Here is an 18882-nt window from a genome sequence, read left to right as displayed (position 1 = left end):
TGATGACGTCTTTAAAATGATGTTAATTTACCTTTACGTTTGCGTCAACTTTAAATATATTGTTGCTTAACAAGTTGGCAACATGCAAAGAAAAAGGAATGCAATCATGGAAAGAGACTGCATGGAATTTGATGTTCTGATTGTAGGCGCTGGTCCCGCAGGTTTGTCTGCGGCATGCCGAATCAAACAGTTAGCCGCAGAGAAAGAACAAGACCTCTCTGTTTGCGTGGTAGAAAAAGGCTCTGAAGTTGGAGCGCATATTTTATCGGGTGCGGTGTTTGAAACGCGCAGTTTGGATGAACTGTTTCCAGATTGGCAGGAAAAAGGCGCACCGCTCAATACCAAAGTAAACCAAGATAAAACCTACTATCTAGGCAATGAAATCAATGGTCATGAACTACCTTCTTGGGCAGTGCCTAATACGTTACATAACGACGGTAATTACATTATAAGTTTGGGCAGTCTATGCCGATGGATGGTGTTGCAGGCTGAGAACTTAGGGGTGGAGATCTACCCAGGTTTTACCGCCAGTCAAGCCATCATCGATGAAGACAACCGCGTTTGTGGCGTGATCACGGGCGATATGGGATTGGACAAAAATGGTGAACAAAAAGGAAATTTCGAACCTGGTATTGAACTGCGAGCGAAGTTTACTTTATTTGCTGAAGGCGCGCGGGGTCATATTGGTAAGCAGTTGATTAATCGATTTAATCTTGCTGAAGATAAAACGCCTCAACATTACGCTATCGGCTTTAAAGAGTTGTGGGAAATACCACCAGAGCAGCATCAACAAGGGTTAGTGGTTCACGGCTTAGGCTGGCCGTTATCAAACGAAGCTGCAGGTGGCAGTTACCTCTACCATTTAGAGGGAAACCAAGTTGCCGTCGGGTTGATTGTTGACTTGAACTATAAGAATCCGCACTTGAGTCCATTCGATGAATTTCAGCGTTTTAAACATCACCCGTTGATTGAGCAATACCTCAAAAATGGTAAACGCATTAGTTATGGCGCAAGAGCGATCACCAAGGGCGGTTTCCATTCGCTTCCCACGCAACAGTTTGCTGGTGGCTTGTTGATTGGCTGTGATGCAGGAACGCTTAACGGCGCTAAAGTCAAAGGCACTCACACCGCAATGAAATCTGGCATGCTTGCCGCCGAAGCAGTATGTGAAGCCCTTGAGAGTCAGTCAGTTACTGCTGATTATCAAAAGCATTTCAAACAGTCTTGGTTGTATGAAGAGCTTTGTCAAGCACGTAACTTCTCAAGTGGCATTCACCGCTTTGGATCGTGGCTGGGCGGTGCTTTAGCGCTGCTGGAACATAACGTATTAAAAGGTAAAGCTAAGTGGCATATCCGCTGTGACAAGCCTGATCATCAGTCTCTGTTATTGGCGGAAAACAGCAATGAAATTGTCTATCCGAAGCCTGATGGCGTGTTAAGTTTCGATCGCCTCTCTTCTGTTTATCTATCCAATATCTTCCATGAGGAAGATCAGCCGTGCCACTTACGTTTGGCGAACCAGCGCATTCCCATCGAGCAGAATCTTGAATTATATGCAGAGCCAGCACAGCGCTATTGCCCGGCTGGCGTTTATGAAATCGTACAAGGGGATCAGCAGCCAGAGCTACGAATAAATGCGGCGAACTGTATCCACTGTAAGACCTGCGACATCAAAGATCCAAGTCAAAATATTACTTGGACACCGCCGGAAGGTGGTGGTGGCCCTAACTATCCGAATATGTAGTCGTCTGAGAATAATTTTTATTAACAATTTATTTACTTAAAGTTTGCGTTAGTTCAAATCTTTCTCGATGAACTCGATTGCAACTTAATCTTTCAAGCACTATTCTGATTTTAAATTGACGTTTACGTAAACTGAATACAAAGTTGATGCATAGGTGTAAAAGCGGTTACCAGTATCAAAGTTAGGTTTGATCAAATAGTGCTCAATGGAACGCACTTAAATAACGAAAGGGAGATCAACTATGGTATCGGAATCGCCTCTGTTGCAGGTAAACGATATTTCATTGGCTTTTGGTGGGGTGAAAGCTCTAACTGACGTGAGCTTCCATGTGAATGAAAAGGAAATCTTTTCAATCATTGGTCCAAACGGTGCAGGTAAAACCTCAATGCTCAATTGCATCTCTGGTCGATACACACCAAACAAAGGCTCTGTAATCTTCGCTGGAGATGATGTAACCAAACGAACACCTAGCCAACGAGCTGAGTTAGGGTTGGGAAGGACCTTCCAGAACTTAGCACTCTTTTCTCATATGTCGGTACTCGACAACATTATGGTTGGCCGACACCACCTACTGAAAAACAACTTCGTCACGGGGCCACTTTACTGGTTCTCTAACGCGCAGAAAGAAGAGATGGCGCACCGCAAGTACGTGGAAGACGTGATCGATTTTCTCGAAATTCAGCATATCCGCAAAGCGACCGCAGGCACACTGTCTTACGGTTTACGTAAACGTGTAGAACTCGCTCGTGCTATCGCCTTAAAACCTAAGTTGCTGTTGCTTGATGAACCTATGGCAGGCATGAACTTGGAAGAAAAGGAAGACATGGCGCGTTACATCATGGATCTGAACGAAGAATTAGACATCACCATCATCATGATCGAGCACGATATGGGTGTGGTTATGGATATTTCTAACCGCGTATTGGTGTTGGATTTCGGTAAACACATTGCCATGGGTGAGCCCGAAGAAGTGATGGCCAACCCACATGTGAAACAAGCGTACTTAGGCGAAGAGCTACCGACATTAGAGGAGAGTGCATAATGGCACAGCAACATAATGATTGGGCGGATATAACCAGCTTAGATACCTTTCCAAAAGTGTTGCAGCACAATGCCAAGCACTGGCCAGAGCAAGTCGCAATGCGTGAAAAGGAGTTTGGTATTTGGCGAGAGTTCACTTGGCAAGATTATGAAAACCGAGTGAAGTGGATGTCTCTGGCACTGCAAGATTTAGGTGTTGGTGAGCAAGACGTGGTTGGTTTGCTGGGTGATAACCGCCCGGAATGGGTATGGGGCGAGTTGGCCGCACATGCGATCAAAGGTTACTCGCTCGGTATCTATCAGGATTCCATGCACGAAGAGGTGGCGTACCTCATTAACTATGCCAAAGCAAAAGTCGTGGTTGCAGAAGATGAAGAACAATGTGACAAACTCCTTGAGCTCGGTGATGAGATCCCAAGCGTAGAATTCATTATCTACTGCGACCCGCGAGGGATGCGTAAGTACGACGACCCAAGACTTATCGACGTTGAAAAGGTATACAAAAAAGGTCAACAGATCGACAAAGCGGATCCGGATAAATATTTGAATATGGTTGCGGCAACCAAAGGCAGCGATCTTTCAATTCTTTGTACTACTTCGGGTACGACTTCCAAACCAAAATTGGCCCAGCTACACAGCGGCACTTTTTTGGATCACTGTGCAGCTTATTTGCGTGCAGACCCGCGCTCCCCGGGCGACAACTACGTTTCTGTTCTGCCTTTGCCTTGGATTATGGAGCAGGTGTACGTGGTCGGTCAGGCGTTGATTTCGCGTCAAATCGTTAACTTTGTGGAAGAGCAGGAAACCATGATGTCTGACCTGCGGGAGATCGGGCCGAACTTCGTGCTGCTTGCGCCGCGTGTATGAGAAAACATCGTGGCAGACGTGTCTGCGCGAATGATGGATTCCACACCGTTTAAGCAGAAGATGTACAAACTGGGCATGAGCTTAGCAAACAAAGCGCTGGAGCAGGGTAAACGCTCTAAGTTGGCTGAATGGATTCTTCTGCGTGCTCTGCGTGACCGTTTAGGGTTTTCGAACCTGACATCTGCGGCAACCGGCGGTGCGGCAATGGGACCGGATACGTTCCGTTATCTGCAAGCGATCGGCGTGCCACTCAAACAGCTTTATGGTCAAACCGAAATGTGTGGTGCGTACACCGTCCACCAAGCGGATGACGTGGATTATGATTCGGTCGGCGTCGCGTTTGACAATGCCGAAGTAAAAGTCATCAACCCAGACAGCAATGGTGTGGGCGAGATCATCGCGAAAAGTACGGGCATGTTTACTGGCTACCTGAACAATCAGGAAGCGTATGACGAAGACGTACAAGACGGTTGGATGCACACCGGTGATGCGGGTTACTTTAAAGACTCTGGTCACTTGGTGGTGATTGATCGTCTGAAAGACATGTCGGAAACCAGCCATGGTGACCGCTACTCTCCGCAGTTTATTGAAAACAAACTCAAGTTCTCGCCGTTTATTGCAGAAGCCGTAGTGGTGGGCAAAGGTCGACCTTGGCTATCCGCCATCATCTGTATTCGCTACGCGATCGTCGCGAAGTGGGCAGAGCAGCGTGGCTTAGCGTTCACTAACTACACCAACTTGTCTGCTCAACCAGAAGTGTATCAAGCGATTCGTGAAGAAGTGCTGAAAGTGAACGAATCCCTACCGGATGCACAGAAGATCAGCAAATTCATCCTGCTTTACAAAGAGTTGGATGCCGACGATGGCGAGCTAACTCGTACGCGTAAAGTACGCCGTGGCGTGGTTGCGGAGAAATACGGAGACATCATCGAAACCATCTACAGCGACGAGCCAAAAGTCGATGTGGATACGGTGATCACTTATCAGGATGGCACCAAAACACGCATTCAAACGTCGCTAGTGATTGAAACGCTTATTGAACATGAGTCAACACTGGTGGATAGCGAACAACGGAGGATCGCATAGTGAATACGGATTTATTACTGCAACTCGTCATTAATGGCGTGATCGTTGGCATGTTGTATGGCGTGGTCGCCATGTGCTTTGTTCTGATTTACAAATCAACTCAGGTGGTCAACTTCGCTCAGGGCGAGTTCTTGCTGATTGGTGCATGGGTATGCTGGGCGGCGCTTGTTCATCTGCAACTGCCATTTTTTATCGGCTTTTTACTCACGCTTGCGTTCATGATGGTGTTCGGTATCGCCGTGCAAACCATTGTGCTCAGACCGTTAATTGGTGAACCGATTATCTCTGTGATCATGGTGACCATCGGTCTGTCTATGTTCTTCCAAGCATTGATGAAATGGATATTTGGTGTCTCGGCTGTATCGTATCCGCAAGTGTTCGAAACAAACGTGGTGAATATTGGTGGTTTGAACGTTGAGTTCGCTTACATTCTGAGTTTGATCTTCTCGATGCTCATCATGGGCGCGTTCTACTGGTTCTTCAAATTCAGCAAAATGGGTCTGGCAATGCGCGCAACGGCATTTAACCAGCAAGTAGCCCAGAGTCTTGGCATTTCCATCAAGAAAGTGTTCGCCATCAGTTGGGCTATTTCGGCAATGGTATCTGCAACAGCAGGGATTGTTATCGGGATCGTTAACGGCGTATCTGACGCGCTATCCATTATTGGTATCAAAGTTTTTCCAGCCGTTATTTTGGGTGGCTTAGATTCTGTAGTCGGCGCGATTGTCGGTGGTATCACCATCGGGGTGCTAGAGAACTTAGCTGAGTTTTTTGATAGCCAATACCTGCAAGTGGGTAACCTGTACAACATCGCACCATTCTATGTGCTGTTAATCATTCTTGCCTTCAAGCCATACGGCCTGTTTGGTACCAAAGATATCGAGCGTATTTAAGGAGAAATAACATGGCTCAACTTAGCATGCGCCCATGTGGGGATTTTCGAACCACATACAAAAGTGATACGCCAATTTTTGAAACCAAAACCATTAGAAGCCTAGCGATTGCAGGTGTCATCGCCATGTTGGCTGCGCCTTTGGTATTGGATATCTATTTTCTTAACCTGTTTATTCAGATTGCGTATCTCGGTATCGCGGCGCTGGGTTTAAACATTCTGGTTGGTTTTACCGGACAAATTTCCCTAGGTCACGGTGCGTTCTTTGGCTTTGGTGCCTTTGCATCGGCTTGGCTGAATAACCAGTTCAATATTCCAGTCGTGTTTGCGATTCCGCTTGCGGGTTACTTAACCATGATTGTCGGGATGCTGTTTGGTCTGCCGGCTGCGCGAATTAAAGGCTTATATCTCGCGATTGCGACTTTGGCTGCGCAGTTTATTTTAGAGGACTTCTTTGCTCGTGCAGACTGGTTCAGTGGCGGCTCATATGGTGCTGGTGCAAACCCTATCAATCTGTTTGGCTTTGAGTTTACGACCGATGAAAGCTTCTTCTACATTGCTCTGTTTGCGCTGATCTTTATGTACATGTGGGCATCGAACTTGATCCGTTCTCGTGATGGTCGCGCGTTTGTCTCGGTACGAGATCACTACCTGTCGGCAGAAATCATGGGTATCAACCTAACCAAGTATCGTCTGCTCTCATTTGGTGTGTGTGCGTTCTATGCAGGCATCGGGGGTGCACTCTACGGGCATTATTTAGGGTTCGTATCAGCAGAAGGTTTCACCATCATGATGTCTATCCAGTTCTTGGCAATGATCATCATTGGTGGCTTGGGTTCCGTCAAAGGCACATTGATGGGCACGATATTTATCGTATTACTGCCAGAAGTGTTGGAGTTTGGCGTGACGGGGTTGGCTGCGTTTAGCAATAACACTTCGTTCGTTGATGGGCTTGCTTACTTCAAAGAAATGGCGATCGGCTTGGTCATCATGCTGTTCCTTATTTTCGAACCTCAAGGGTTATCGCATCGCTGGCAACAGATTCGAGCATATTGGAAACACTATCCGTTTTCTTATTAACGTGTAATTAAGTGGAATATACCTCAATAACAAGGACAACGAGTTATGAACAAAGGACATTTAGCGACAACGTTGGTGCTATCTTCGGCACTGTTTACTACCGCCACTTGGGCAAAAGACTCTGTATTTGTCGGGCAATTGGTCGACTTTTCTGGACCAACAGCCTACGTGAGTAAGCCTTATGGTTCTGGTGTGCGAGACGCATTACGCTGGATCAACCAAAACGGTGGCATTAACGGTACTGAGCTCGAATTTGAAACGGTAGACATGGCGTATAAAGTGCCAGTAGCCATTTCCAACTACAAACGTTGGGTGGCGCGTAAAGACATGGTTGCGCTACAAGGTTGGGGCACGGCAGATACCGAAGCACTCATCTCGTTTGTGACCAAAGACAAAGTGCCAGTGTTCTCTGCCTCTTATTCAGGTCACTTAACGGACCCAACCGGCAAGAACCCAAAAACCGCGAAACCAGCGCCTTATAACTTCTTCTATGGTGCGTCGTACTCAGATGCGTGTCGTGCACTAGTGAAGTGGGCGAAAGAAGACTGGGAATCAAAGGGCAACCAAGGTGCGCCAAAATTTACCCACATCGGGGATAACCACCCATTCCCGAATGCGCCAAAAGAAGCGTGTGCAGAATATGCAGAAGAGCTTGGTTTTGAGGTGCAAAACCCAGTCGTTGTGTCACTAAAACCTGGGGACTTCAAAGCGCAATGTCTGTCGCTGAAAGAGTCTGGCACTAACTACGGTTACATTGCCAATATCGGTAGCTCGGTTATCTCACTCGTGAAGTCTTGTAACACGGTTGGTACAGAGTTCCAGTACATGGCGAACATTTGGGGCGGTGACAAACCAGTACTTGAAGCGGCGGGTGACGGCCTTAAAGATTATGTTTTCCCTGGCATGACGGCGTTTTGGGGAGACGATAACGAAGGCATGAAACTGGTTCGTGAGATTTCTAAGCAGTCTGAATCAGAGCCGGGCGAGTTTAGAACTCACCACTACATTCGCGGCATTTGTTCTGCGTTCTACATGAAAGAAGCGATGGAGTGGGCGAAAGACAACGGTGGCATTACGGGTGAAAACATCAAGAAGGGCATGTATGTCCATGACAACTGGGTCCCACAAGGCTTAGAAGGTGTTTGTGTACCTGCGAACTGGAAGCCGGAAGATCACCGTGGCACAACAACCGTGAACGTGTTTATGGGTAACAACAACGGCGGCGCAGTCGATATTAAGAAAGTGTCTCAAGTGACATTGTCACGTCGTGACGATTGGCTAGGTTACTAATCGACGACTTATTAATAACAAAGCTTACTGAAAATAAGGATGGGTGAGAGAACACTCTCACCCTAGCAAGGAGTAGCTTGATGGCTGAATTAGCAACGAATATCGAACCGGCAGAAATACTGCTTTCAGTGAACAACATTGAAGTCGTCTACGACGAAGTAATACTAGTACTTCGCGGTGTGAGCTTAGAAGTTCCAAAAGGGCAGATTGTGACCTTACTGGGCGCCAACGGTGCGGGTAAATCCACGACGTTAAAAGCTATTTCTGGTTTGTTGAAAACCGAAGATGGTGAAGTGACGCGCGGTGAAATCAACTTCATGGGCGAGCGCATAGACAACAAAAGCCCGGAAGAGATCGTCCGTTCGGGCATCTTCCAAGTGATGGAAGGGCGCCGAATTGTTGAAGACATGACGGTAATAGAAAATCTTCGCTTAGGGGCTTACACGCGTACGGACAACGAAGTCGAGCAAGACATCGAAATGGTGTTTGATTATTTCCCTCGCCTTAAAGAGCGCACCGGTCTAGCGGGTTATTTGTCAGGTGGTGAGCAGCAAATGCTAGCGATTGGTCGTGCACTGATGGCTCGTCCAAAAATGATCTTGTTGGATGAACCTTCGATGGGGCTTTCGCCGCTGTTGGTGAAGGAGGTGTTCAGCATTATTAACAAGATTAATAAAGATCAAGGCATTACCATGCTTTTGGTTGAGCAGAATGCCAACTTTGCCCTTCAAGCGGCCGATTACGGTTACATCATGGAATCAGGCAAAATCGTACTGGATGGCAGCAAGCACGAACTGCTAAACAATGAAGATGTGAAAGAGTTCTACCTTGGCGGCGGCGATGAAGATCGCAAGAGCTTCAAGAATCTGAAATCTTACAAACGTCGTAAGCGTTGGTTATAAGGAGCAAGGATGAACGAACTATTTGATGCGAAAGAATCGTTATCTCCGCAGGCACGAGAAGAATCGCTGTTTCAACGTCTGCCAACGTTGATTGAAAATGCAAAAGCCAACAGCGAACATTATGCGGCGCATTTTGCTGAGTTAGATCCTACATTGGCGAATAATCGTGAAGGGCTTACCCAGTTTCCAATTACGCGCAAATTCAATATTCCAAACCAGCAGCAACTTAAACCGCCGTTTGGTGGTTTAAATAGTGTTGCGATTGGTCAGATGGCGCGTGTATTCCAATCACCGGGGCCGTTGTATGAGGCACAAACGGATGAGGTGGATTTCTGGCGTATGGGGCGCGCGTTTCACGCGGCTGGATTTAGTGCGGGCGATTTAGTGCATAACACGCTCTCTTATCATTTCTCGCCTGGTGGATTTATTATGGATGGTGGCGCAAGAGCTTGTGGCTGCGCGGTATTTCCGGCGGGTGTCGGGAATACCGAAGCACAAATTGAAGCGATTAAACAGCTGCAGCCAACGGGTTATACGGGCACGCCTTCTTACTTGCTGACGTTGCTACAAAAGTACCAAGAGAAATATGGTGAGTCGCCGAGTTTTACCAAAGCGCTAGTCTCTGGTGAAGCAGTCACTGCAGACATGCAACAGGCGTTTGCGGACAAAGGCATTGCAGTCTCTCAAGCCTACGCAAGTGCTGAGCTTGGTTTGATTGCTTATCAAGTCACAGGCGAGCAAGGCTTGGTGATTGCCGAAGATATTATCGTTGAAATCGTTAATCCTGATGGCATTCCTGTACAACCGGGAGAAGTAGGCGAAGTGGTCGTGACATCGCTCGATGAGAAGTTTCCGCTGATTCGCTACGCAACGGGAGATTTATCGGCATACCTAGAAACGGGCTCGGATTCGCCACGCACGAATGCGCGAATTAAAGGCTGGATGGGGCGTGCGGACTCAGCGGTGAAAGTGAAAGGCCTGTTTGTTTATCCGCATCAGATCCAAGAAGTCTGTCGTCGCCACGATATTAAAGGTTCTTTGAAAATTGAGCGTGATGGCTTCAACGATACCATTACTTTCTGCTGTCATGATGTTCATGTCTCGGCAGAGGACATTCAAGCGACACTCCAGTCTGTCACCAAACTGAAAGGCAATGTCCAGTTCGTGTCCAATCAGACCGAACAGCCGTTAATCAATGACTTGCGCAGTTAATCCGTCATTGTAAACCGCAGTTATAAAAAAGCTAACAACGTAAAAATCAAAGGCTAGGAGAGGGGGATACCACATTGTGCTGCGTATCCCTTTCTTTTTTGTGCCAGTACAATCAGGAGGGCGATAAATGAAGCAGGCACCGACCATCAATCAACAGTTTTGGGATAATTTGTTTACCCAAGGCACTATGCCATGGGATGCCAAAACCACACCTCAAGAGCTAAAAGCTTACCTAGAAAAAGCGCTTAATAGCGGTCAGTCTGTATTTATCCCTGGCTGTGGCGCTGCTTATGAACTCAGCTCTTTTATTCAATATGGGCATGATGTGATCGCGATGGATTACAGCCAACAAGCAGTAAAAATGGCGCAATCGACGTTAGGCAAGCACAAAGGTAAAGTCGTGCTAGGGGATGTATTTAACGCCGACTTTACGCACTCATTTGATGTGATTTACGAGCGTGCCTTTCTTGCTGCACTACCGAGAGACCAGTGGCCAGATTACTTTGCTATGGTGGATAAATTGCTGCCAAGAGACGGTTTGTTAATTGGTTATTTCGTTATAGATGATGATTACCACTCTCGCTTCCCTCCATTTTGTTTGCGAAGTGGGGAGTTGGAGGGTTATCTAGAACCGGAGTTTAAGCTTTTGGAATCCTCAGTGGAGGCAAACAGTGTTGAGGTTTTTAAAGGTAGAGAGCGCTGGATGGTGTGGCAGAAAAGCTGCCGCATTTAAACGCTATGGCATCAAATAATGAATACAAAATCAGCGTTACATAATGCATATTTTAAAGACAATTATTCTTATGGTAACGATAAGTGTTGTGAATTGGCGAAGTTGTGAGAAATGTAGATCATGTCCGTTGAAAACATAAGGATATATAATATGGACAAATCATTTTCTCTCATCGATAAGCCTACCTTCTTAGGCTCACTCTTTCTTTTACTCAGCGTCGTTATACCTTTAATTTTATTTCCCACACAAGGTGCGGATTGGATAGCTTCAGCCAAATTTTTCATGACTGATAAGCTTGGTGTTTTATACCTCGCACTGGGTATCGCGGCAATGTGTTTTATGATCTATACGATATTCAGCGATCTTGGCCAAATTAAACTTGGTGAAGCCGACGAGCAGCCTGAATTTAGCAATGCATCATGGGCGGCAATGTTGTTTTGTGGTGGCATTGGCGCCAGCATTCTGTACTGGGGGTGTATCGAGTGGGCTTACTACTATCAATCTCCACCATTTCAGTTAGAAGCAGGCAGTGAAGAAGCCATTCGCTGGGCCGCGACGTATGGTCTGTTTCACTGGGGCCCCGTAGCTTGGTCGATTTATCTTATTCCTGCTTTACCAATCGCCTATTTCTTTTATGTGCGTAAGCAACCGGTTTTGAAAATCTCCAGTGCTTTGATGCCGGTATTAGGTGAAAAACGCTCAAACGGCGCTATTGGCAAACTTATCGATGTGCTGTTTATCTTTGGTATGCTTGGCGGCGCGGCGACTACGCTTGGCTTGGCGGCGCCTCTTATCAACGGTGGTCTACATCATATCTTCGGTCTTCCAAACAATACCTTCAGCCAAGTGGCTGTATTACTTCTCTGTACTGCGATTTTTGGTTACTCCGCGTATGCAGGGCTTGAGAAGGGGATCAAATTCCTTAGTAACATTAACTTCTGGGGGGCGATGGGCTTGTTACTCTTTGTACTCGCCGTTGGGCCAACCGTGTTCATGTTAGAAACAGGCTTAGATTCTATTGGTCGTATGTTGTCTAACTTCTTTGTTATGGCTACCTGGGCGGAGCCGTTTGGTGGTTATGGTGAGTTTACAGATACACACTTCCCGCAAGACTGGACTATTTTCTACTGGGCATGGTGGTTGGTCTTTGCTCCTTGCATGGGATTGTTTGTTGCGCGTATCTCGCGTGGAAGAACGATCAAACAGATGGTCGTAGGTTCTATATTTTACGGTTCTTTAGGTTGTTTCTTATTCTTCATTGTTTTAGGTAACTACGGTTTATCGTTGCAATTGACGGGTGAGCTTGATGTCATCGCAATCCTCAACGAATCAGGCGCACCGGCGGCTATTTTTGCAACGTTAGATACACTACCGTTAGGGCCAATCGTTATTGGTGTTTTTACACTGTTGTGTATCATTTTTACGGCGACGTCGTTTGACTCTATCTCGTACATTCTTGCGTCTGTGGTTCAAAATGATGTGACGGAAGAACCGATGCGCTGGAACCGTTTGTTCTGGGCGTTTACTTTGTCTTTTCTGCCAACCGTTTTAATGTTCATGGGAGGTTTATCGACATTACAAACCGCTGCGATCGTGGGAGGTTTACCGTTGTTAGTTATCTCGGTGATGTTGATGGTGTCCTTTGTTCGCGCGGCGAGCCTAGATATTAAACATCAAGCAGAATACGAAGAGCCAACCATTAACATTGAAGAACTGCCGGAAATTGACCCTTGGTCAACAGAGGGAATGGCTTTGGCGAAATTCGAGCGCTTTAAAGATTTAGCTCAACAGGCGGCAGAAGAAGAGCGCGAAGCAATGGCAGCACTGATGGCCATGCGTAAGAGAATTCGCGCATTTGCCTTAGAACACAGCAGTGAATCTGGGTTTTCGGACCATCATTTACCAGAAGAGATGCAAGCAGAGTTACAGCAGTTAACCGAAGCGCTTGAGTTGGCTCAGCAGAAGAAGCAAGAACTGTCTGAGCAAGCCCAAGAATCTCGAATGGAGTTTAATCATGTGTTATTAGGCGGCGCGTCGGCAGGTTTAGCAACGTCGCAGGCTTAAGAACAGACACACAAGAGCCGAGTACAAACTCGGCTCTTTTTTGGCGTGGATACCTTACAGTTAAAAATTCTGCTCAGTCAGTGTTAATGCTTATACTATTTTAGGTTGACCATCTGATGCGGTGGCACCGCCGTCTACAGGTAGGTTTACGCCATTAATGAAAGATGCGTCATCACTTGCCAAGAAAGTCACGACAGACGCAATTTCTTCAGGTTCGGCGGCTCGACCGAGCGCAATGCGCTCATTGAATTTATCGCGGATTTCCTGCGGCCAGCCGTTCGTCATGTTGGTTTTTACTAAGCTTGGGCATACGGCGTTAATTCTTACACCCTCCGCACCATGGTCCAATGCCATCGCTCTAGTAAGGTTGACCACAGCGCCTTTACTCGCGCAATAGAATGCGGCACCCCAGTCACCACCCAAACCAGAAACGGACGCGGTATTCACCATACAACCTTTCGTTTTTAAGAGTTCAGGTAACGCAAACTTCGCGCAATAAACGACGCCGTCAATGTTTACACCAGAGATCTTCTTCCAGTCTTCCACACTACCTTCAATCACGGAACCTGGGACATGTACGCCAGCATTGTTTACTAAAATATCCAGTTTACCGAAACGGGTAACAACATCAGAAATCAGTGCTGCGACTTTATCTGGATCAGAAACATCAATGGAATGCGCAGACACGCGCTGTTTATCAAAGCTCTCAACGGCGTTTGCCAACTGCTCTTCATTCCAATCGGCAAGAGCGACGTTTGCGCCTTCTTCATACAAACGTTTTGCGATGGCCAAACCAATACCATTGGCAGAACCAGTGACGAGTGCGACTTTATTTTTTAATCCTCTCATGCGATTTCTCCTTCGAAACTTACAAAAACGGGATCTTGATTTTTCTCTGTGCGCGGCAACATCAGTTTGTCGTTGTCGCTGTAATCTACGGGGATAGCCACCACTGCTGGTCCTTCAACATCCATGGCTTTATTCAATGTCGGTAGTAATTCGTGTTGACTAGTCACTGCGAAGCCTTTCGCGCCAAATGATTCGGCGTACGCCTTGAAATCAATTGGTCCAAATTTCACACCAGAGCAGCGCTGATATTTGTTGACCTCTTGCATTTCTACCATGTTGTAGGCGTTATCAACCCACACAATATGGAGGATATTGCAGTTCAGTCTAACCGCGGTTTCTAACTCCATGCTCGATTGCATAAAACCGCCGTCTCCTGATATCGATACCACTTTGCTACCTGGTTTTAGTAGGCTGGCACCAATGGCCCATGGTAGTGCAACGCCCATTGTTTGTTGGCCGTTAGACACCAGCATTTGGCGAGCTCGAAAACAACTTAAGTAACGAGCGATCCAGATGTGGAAGCTCCCCATATCAAGGCATAGCGTGGTATCTGGTGTGATGATAGATTGCATGGCTTTAATTAGCGCCAGTGGATGAAACCCTTGCTTGTTATAGACATTGGGATAGGTCTTGATCACTTGCCGTTGCAGTGCTACCTCTTCCAGTACTGAAAGTGCCGTTGGGGAAAGGCGAGTATATTCAGAGATATAGCTGCCCATTTTGTCTAATGACTGCGCAATGTTTCCGACGATTTCAACACAAGGTTGATAATTAAGTTGGTATTCTGCTGGTTCAATATCGAGGTGAATCACTGGGTTGCGGTGGCTGTTCCAAAGCTCAGGGTCATACTCTATTGGGCTAAAGCCGATGGTGAGAATTAAATCGGCGTCCCGCAGTAAAACATCGCCAGGTTGGTTATTAAACAAACCGACACGCCCAGCAAAGTGATGATAGTAATTGATGTCTACTGTGCCGGCGGCCTGGTAAGTGCCGACAACGGGTAGCTGCGTATTTTGAAGAAACCGAGCGATAGCAGCAGCGTTTTGACTGCGGCTCGCGTGAAGGCCAAGTAAAACCACACAGCGCTTTGCTTTACTGATTCGACTGACCGCTTCTTCGATTGCTGCGATGTCTGCGCAACCAGGCTGTGTGTAAGGTGAGGGGACAATAATGTCCGTTTGGGTTTGCTCGGATAAAACATCTTGGGGGAGACTCAAAAAGCAAGCCCCAGGACGACCTGACTCTGCGATACGAAATGCGTTCGCCATGATCTCGTTTGCGGCATCTACATGCTGCACTTCAGCACTGAACTTGGTTATAGAGCGAAAAATACTGACGGTATCCATGCTCTGGTGTGTTTGTTTTTGCTGGTCAGTTCGTTTCACCGCACCACCGATAGCAATCAGCGGATCGCCTTCGGAGTTTGCTGTTGCCACCCCCGTAACTAGATTTCCACAGCCTGGACCTGACGTAACCATTGTGACGCCTGCTTTGCCAGTTAGTCTTCCCATAACGCCCGCCATAAACGCGCCGTTAGCCTCGTGACGTACCGGAATCATTTGGATGTTAGTGTCTTCAATCGCATCGAATAGTCGATCGATTTTTGCACCGGGAATACCGAAAATGTACTTAATGCCGAGAGACTCTAGCTGTTGAGCGATCAACTGAGCTCCATTTTTATTTGAAGGTTTGGATTGCATTTGTTGTCCTTATTATTTGCCTGACTTTGTTACTTTTCCGCCTTTTCTATGGCGGTATTTATATCTTCCTGAGCCAAATTGGCACTGAGGAAGTCTGTCGATACCGGGGTATCAATCACTAGCCGCGAGACTTTGCCAATCTGGAGGAACCCTGACGAAATGCTGTAATCCTGAATATGACCACCTCCTTGGCGGTCATCGGTAATAAAGTGTTCGTGATAGCCGGGTACATTGATGCCAGTCGTATATTTAGGACTGCGAAAGCCGGCGACCACGCCTTGCTTATGCGTGAAGCGGAATGTTGGTTGTTCTTTGACCACTTCAAGCATTGGCCGATAAGGGCGTGTTTGTTTAGGTACGGTGCGAGTACGGACTGAATCGAAAACGCCATCAATGCGCACTGCGCAAAATAGGTTATCGCTTGGAACCAGGTCGTCTATGAGGCTATGGACTTCATGACGTGACATGCGCGATGTTAGTGGCAGCTCGATATCAGGCTTAAAAAAAGTCATGACAGCAAAGGGCGTTTTTTGCGCCAGGTCTGCCGGGTTTGCGGAGCCATCCGACTTGAGTTGAAAAACTTCCTTATCAAACGCAATCAACTCACCATCCAATTCATTGAACGTACCTAAACCAAAATCCCCATGTTTCAGCAGTTCTTCTATGGTTGTTGAGCCTTCGTAAACACCAGCGATCAAAGCACTCATCAACGAAGTCTGATAAATCTCACCATCTCCGGTAACGTGATGGTATTCAGAAAATTCTTTCGCTACTTCAAGCGAACAAGCACATAGAGGGTTATAAAATCCACGCATGAGTAAGACCAGTTATGCAATGAAGAGTATATTTAGATTGACTTCTACACGGTGCTAAATCCAATATAAAAAAGATTTATTTTGATATGGAAAATATATGGAATTTCGCTACCTGAAGTATTTTGTCGCGGTCGCCGAGACTCGTCACTTTACCCGAGCCGCTGAACAGCTAGGGATTGCGCAACCTCCTTTAAGTCAACAAATCAAAAAGTTAGAGCACGAGCTTGGTGTGGACCTATTTAAGCGCTTGTCTAGAGGAGTAGAGCTGACCCATGCAGGGCAAGTCTTTTATACGGATGCGGTAAATATTCTTGCTGATGTGGAACGCGCTAAAGCAAAAGCTCGACAGATTGCCCGTGGTGAAAATACGCAGGTTAAAATCGGGTTCGCAACGTCAACATCAACTTGCATTAAGGTATTAGAGAGGGTGGGGCGAATTCAAGAGGATGGGGTTCACTTACAGACGGCGGAACTGTCAATGCCAGAGCTTGCCGCTCAGTTAAAAAGCAAACAACTTGATCTCGCAATCATGCGGCTACCCTGCTACGCCAGTGAGCCTTTTGAGCGCACTGTGTTGTTTAACGATCCGTTTGTCGCGGTGATTCCGGCGGGGCACGAGCTGGCAAAGTATCCCTGTATCCAGATGAAACAGTTGAGAGACCATAAAATTTTACTGTTTCCACGAGAGACTGGACCTGCATTGTTTGATGGCATGAGCACACTTTTTGCCGACGCAGGAGTAAGACTCGAACCACAATTTGCAGCACCGCAACTTCGTACGACGATTGCCATGGCGCAGGCTGGGTTAGGTATTGCTCTCGTTCCGCGTTCACTGGCTGAACATCTCGATGATTCTGCGACAGTCGCCGAGATTGATGATGTCCCTCTCACTAGTCGTGTTGTTGTTGCTTGGGAGGCATCTAATCTCAATAAACAAGCGTTGAAAGTAGCCATGAACATCGGTCATGTTGAGGCTCTGCTTTAGGCCAAATCATTAGCTCAACACCGCTTGATCAAAAGGCTTCGTTTTATAAACGTTTTTGTTCTTTGGTGATCCAAATACGATATACATTTAATAAGCCGTATAATATTTTCATTGTGATTTGTTTCACGTTAGAGCTGTTTAAATAGATATTATTTTATCAATATTTACTGTATGACCCATCAATAATCATAGAATTTTAAATTCCAGTTAGACTTGAATGTATTGAGAGAGTAAAAGTTAACTCAGTTTCATATGTCAGCCAGCTGGAAGGAATTGAAAGTGTTAGATACAAGTGTCCAAGAGACATTAATTAACGGCATTGAATTAGATATTGATATTACTCCGACTTTTTCACTTGCTGCTCAGCAAAACTCTTATCCAATAATTAAGTCTATCCGAGTGAGTTACCCTAAAAAAGAGGAACAAGAATCCCCCACATATCGGTCGCTTGTTCTTAAACTCGAAGGAGTTGAAGGCTGGCTAGATGAAACATCATGGCATATTGATCGCTTAGAGCCTGGTGAGGTAGTAAGTTTAAAAGTAAAAGAGTTACAGTTTCCCTTTGATAAGCTGTTTGGGTTAACTGAAGAAGTAAAACTATCTTTGTTTTTTAAATTGATGAGTGACGATGGGGAGGTACTCAAAGAGTGTAAAGTTCCTCTTGATGTTCTGCCTGCTGATTATTGGGGCGGAGAGATACGTCAACCAGCTCTGTTAGGTGCATTTGTCAAGCCAAACGGTGTATATGTTGAATCTCTTATTCACAAGGTTACACAAGTTCTTGAAAAAGGTGGCTATGGGCGCTCTGTCGATGGCTATCAGTCGAATACACGTGAAAAGCCGTACCTAATGATCGCAGCTTTGTGGAACGTAATTTTTCAAGAAAAGCTAGCTTATGTAAGCCCGCCTAAGGGGTTTGCGAAATTGGGTCAGCGCGTTAGGTTGCCTTCTGATATTAGTAATTCCAGAATGGCGGCTTGTTTGGATTTGTCTGTGTTGTTTGCTAGTTGTATCGAAGCAATGGGTTTGAATCCTGTCGTGGCAATCACGGAAGGTCATGCTTTTGCGGGTGCTTGGCTTATTGATGAAAGATTACCTATCTTAACAAATGATGACCCGCAGGATGTAAGAAAACGGATAGATAACCGTGATTTAGTGTTGTTTGAAACGACTTTAGTTACTAGTGACTCTCCAATTACTTTTGAGCAGTCGAGAGAGCATGCTCGAGAATTGCTATCAGAAGAACATGAAAAACAGTTTGTGATGGTCATTGATATTGCTCAAGCGAGAGCGCAAGCGATAAAACCACTCTCAACCGTAGAAGCTACACGAGAAGAAAAAACGTCAGAAGATACTTCAGTTGAGCTGATGTTACCTGTTGTTCCACCGTTACCCCCTGTGCGAAAAGAAGAACAAGTGATAGAGGAAACTCCAGAAACTAGGATCGATACTTGGTCACGCAAGCTTCTTGATTTAACAAAGAAAAATAGCCTTCTTAACTTTAGTGACCGAGCCATTGCGATCAAGCTTTATAAATACCACGTTACACGTAACAAGACCTAAGGTGCTGTTTTATAAGGCTTTGTTTTTTGTTACAATTTTATTGAAATTAAATCATCAAT

General features: G+C 46.1%; 16 protein-coding genes. 13 read left to right on the top strand and 3 right to left on the bottom strand.

Annotated features, from left to right (window positions below):
- Nucleotides 1-106: 106 nt before the first annotated feature.
- From B7360_RS15490 to B7360_RS15445, 11 genes are all read left to right on the top strand, one after another.
- Nucleotides 107-1744, top strand: a complete 1638-nt coding sequence (locus tag B7360_RS15490) for an electron transfer flavoprotein-ubiquinone oxidoreductase (RefSeq protein ID WP_085343928.1) — start codon at nt 107-109, stop codon at nt 1742-1744.
- 241 nt (nt 1745-1985) lie between these two features.
- A complete protein-coding gene (locus B7360_RS15485) occupies nt 1986-2786 on the top strand; it encodes an ABC transporter ATP-binding protein (protein ID WP_005392600.1) in 801 nt (266 codons plus the stop codon).
- The gene (locus B7360_RS25265; protein ID WP_254048127.1) at nt 2786-3652 is read left to right on the top strand and encodes an AMP-binding protein; all 867 of its coding nucleotides are present in this window, start codon (nt 2786-2788) and stop codon (nt 3650-3652) included. Before B7360_RS15485 ends, B7360_RS25265 begins: the two co-directional genes overlap by 1 nt.
- A 9-nt stretch (nt 3653-3661) precedes the next feature.
- Entirely contained in the window at nt 3662-4738 is a 1077-nt protein-coding gene (locus B7360_RS25260; RefSeq protein WP_254048126.1) for an AMP-binding protein, read from the top strand.
- Nucleotides 4738-5631 carry a branched-chain amino acid ABC transporter permease gene (locus B7360_RS15475; RefSeq protein WP_005392598.1) on the top strand — a complete coding sequence of 298 codons (894 nt, stop codon included), beginning with the start codon at nt 4738-4740 and terminating at the stop codon, nt 5629-5631. The genes B7360_RS25260 and B7360_RS15475 overlap by 1 nt, the downstream gene beginning before the upstream one ends.
- Nucleotides 5632-5642: 11 nt before the next feature.
- Nucleotides 5643-6710 carry a branched-chain amino acid ABC transporter permease gene (locus B7360_RS15470; RefSeq protein WP_006741060.1) on the top strand — a complete coding sequence of 356 codons (1068 nt, stop codon included), beginning with the start codon at nt 5643-5645 and terminating at the stop codon, nt 6708-6710.
- Nucleotides 6711-6755: 45 nt separating this feature from the next.
- Complete coding sequence (locus B7360_RS15465) at nt 6756-8000, top strand: ABC transporter substrate-binding protein (RefSeq protein ID WP_006741059.1); 1245 nt, start codon at nt 6756-6758, stop codon at nt 7998-8000.
- Nucleotides 8001-8080: 80 nt separating this feature from the next.
- A complete protein-coding gene (locus tag B7360_RS15460) occupies nt 8081-8902 on the top strand; it encodes an ABC transporter ATP-binding protein (RefSeq protein WP_005392594.1) in 822 nt (273 codons plus the stop codon).
- Between the two features lie 9 nt (nt 8903-8911).
- Nucleotides 8912-10114 (top strand): phenylacetate--CoA ligase family protein, encoded by a 1203-nt coding sequence (locus tag B7360_RS15455; RefSeq protein WP_085343927.1) that lies wholly within the window; start codon nt 8912-8914, stop codon nt 10112-10114.
- Nucleotides 10115-10241: 127 nt separating this feature from the next.
- Nucleotides 10242-10847, top strand: a complete 606-nt coding sequence (locus B7360_RS15450; RefSeq protein ID WP_085343926.1) for a methyltransferase domain-containing protein — start codon at nt 10242-10244, stop codon at nt 10845-10847.
- Between the two features lie 150 nt (nt 10848-10997).
- The gene (locus B7360_RS15445; RefSeq protein WP_085343925.1) at nt 10998-12911 is read left to right on the top strand and encodes a BCCT family transporter; all 1914 of its coding nucleotides are present in this window, start codon (nt 10998-11000) and stop codon (nt 12909-12911) included.
- Between the two features lie 90 nt (nt 12912-13001).
- Here B7360_RS15445 and B7360_RS15440 read toward each other — a convergent pair whose 3' ends face one another.
- From B7360_RS15440 to budA, 3 genes are read right to left on the bottom strand one after another with little or no spacing between them, the layout of a single operon-like run.
- Complete coding sequence (locus B7360_RS15440) at nt 13002-13760, bottom strand: SDR family NAD(P)-dependent oxidoreductase (protein ID WP_069549253.1); 759 nt, start codon at nt 13758-13760, stop codon at nt 13002-13004.
- Complete coding sequence (gene alsS, locus B7360_RS15435; RefSeq protein ID WP_085343924.1) at nt 13757-15460, bottom strand: acetolactate synthase AlsS; 1704 nt, start codon at nt 15458-15460, stop codon at nt 13757-13759. The genes B7360_RS15440 and alsS overlap by 4 nt, the downstream gene beginning before the upstream one ends.
- A 29-nt stretch (nt 15461-15489) precedes the next feature.
- Nucleotides 15490-16275 (bottom strand): acetolactate decarboxylase, encoded by a 786-nt coding sequence (gene budA / locus B7360_RS15430; protein ID WP_101911904.1) that lies wholly within the window; start codon nt 16273-16275, stop codon nt 15490-15492.
- 97 nt (nt 16276-16372) lie between these two features.
- On the opposite strand from budA, the gene B7360_RS15425 reads away from it, so the two are divergent.
- Complete coding sequence (locus tag B7360_RS15425) at nt 16373-17260, top strand: LysR family transcriptional regulator (protein ID WP_085343922.1); 888 nt, start codon at nt 16373-16375, stop codon at nt 17258-17260.
- Between the two features lie 279 nt (nt 17261-17539).
- Complete coding sequence (locus B7360_RS15420) at nt 17540-18823, top strand: hypothetical protein (RefSeq protein ID WP_085343921.1); 1284 nt, start codon at nt 17540-17542, stop codon at nt 18821-18823.
- Nucleotides 18824-18882 lie beyond the last annotated feature (59 nt).

Origin of the sequence: Vibrio sp. ArtGut-C1 (assembly GCF_002105475.1) — a bacterium.
Lineage (GTDB): Bacteria > Pseudomonadota > Gammaproteobacteria > Enterobacterales > Vibrionaceae > Vibrio > Vibrio diabolicus.
This window is presented reverse-complemented; position numbering and strand designations above follow the sequence as displayed.

Excerpts from the sequence above, each read along its gene's own strand:
- B7360_RS15490 (WP_085343928.1), top strand. The coding sequence starts at position 107 with ATGGAAAGAGACTGCATGGAATTTGATGTTCTGATTGTAGGCGCTGGT.
- B7360_RS15485 (WP_005392600.1), top strand. The coding sequence starts at position 1,986 with ATGGTATCGGAATCGCCTCTGTTGCAGGTAAACGATATTTCATTGGCT.
- B7360_RS25265 (WP_254048127.1), top strand. The coding sequence starts at position 2,786 with ATGGCACAGCAACATAATGATTGGGCGGATATAACCAGCTTAGATACC.
- B7360_RS15470 (WP_006741060.1), top strand. The coding sequence starts at position 5,643 with ATGGCTCAACTTAGCATGCGCCCATGTGGGGATTTTCGAACCACATAC.
- B7360_RS15465 (WP_006741059.1), top strand. The coding sequence starts at position 6,756 with ATGAACAAAGGACATTTAGCGACAACGTTGGTGCTATCTTCGGCACTG.
- B7360_RS15460 (WP_005392594.1), top strand. The coding sequence starts at position 8,081 with ATGGCTGAATTAGCAACGAATATCGAACCGGCAGAAATACTGCTTTCA.
- B7360_RS15455 (WP_085343927.1), top strand. The coding sequence starts at position 8,912 with ATGAACGAACTATTTGATGCGAAAGAATCGTTATCTCCGCAGGCACGA.
- B7360_RS15450 (WP_085343926.1), top strand. The coding sequence starts at position 10,242 with ATGAAGCAGGCACCGACCATCAATCAACAGTTTTGGGATAATTTGTTT.
- B7360_RS15445 (WP_085343925.1), top strand. The coding sequence starts at position 10,998 with ATGGACAAATCATTTTCTCTCATCGATAAGCCTACCTTCTTAGGCTCA.
- B7360_RS15440 (WP_069549253.1), bottom strand. The coding sequence starts at position 13,760 with ATGAGAGGATTAAAAAATAAAGTCGCACTCGTCACTGGTTCTGCCAAT.
- alsS (WP_085343924.1), bottom strand. The coding sequence starts at position 15,460 with ATGCAATCCAAACCTTCAAATAAAAATGGAGCTCAGTTGATCGCTCAA.
- budA (WP_101911904.1), bottom strand. The coding sequence starts at position 16,275 with ATGCGTGGATTTTATAACCCTCTATGTGCTTGTTCGCTTGAAGTAGCG.
- B7360_RS15425 (WP_085343922.1), top strand. The coding sequence starts at position 16,373 with ATGGAATTTCGCTACCTGAAGTATTTTGTCGCGGTCGCCGAGACTCGT.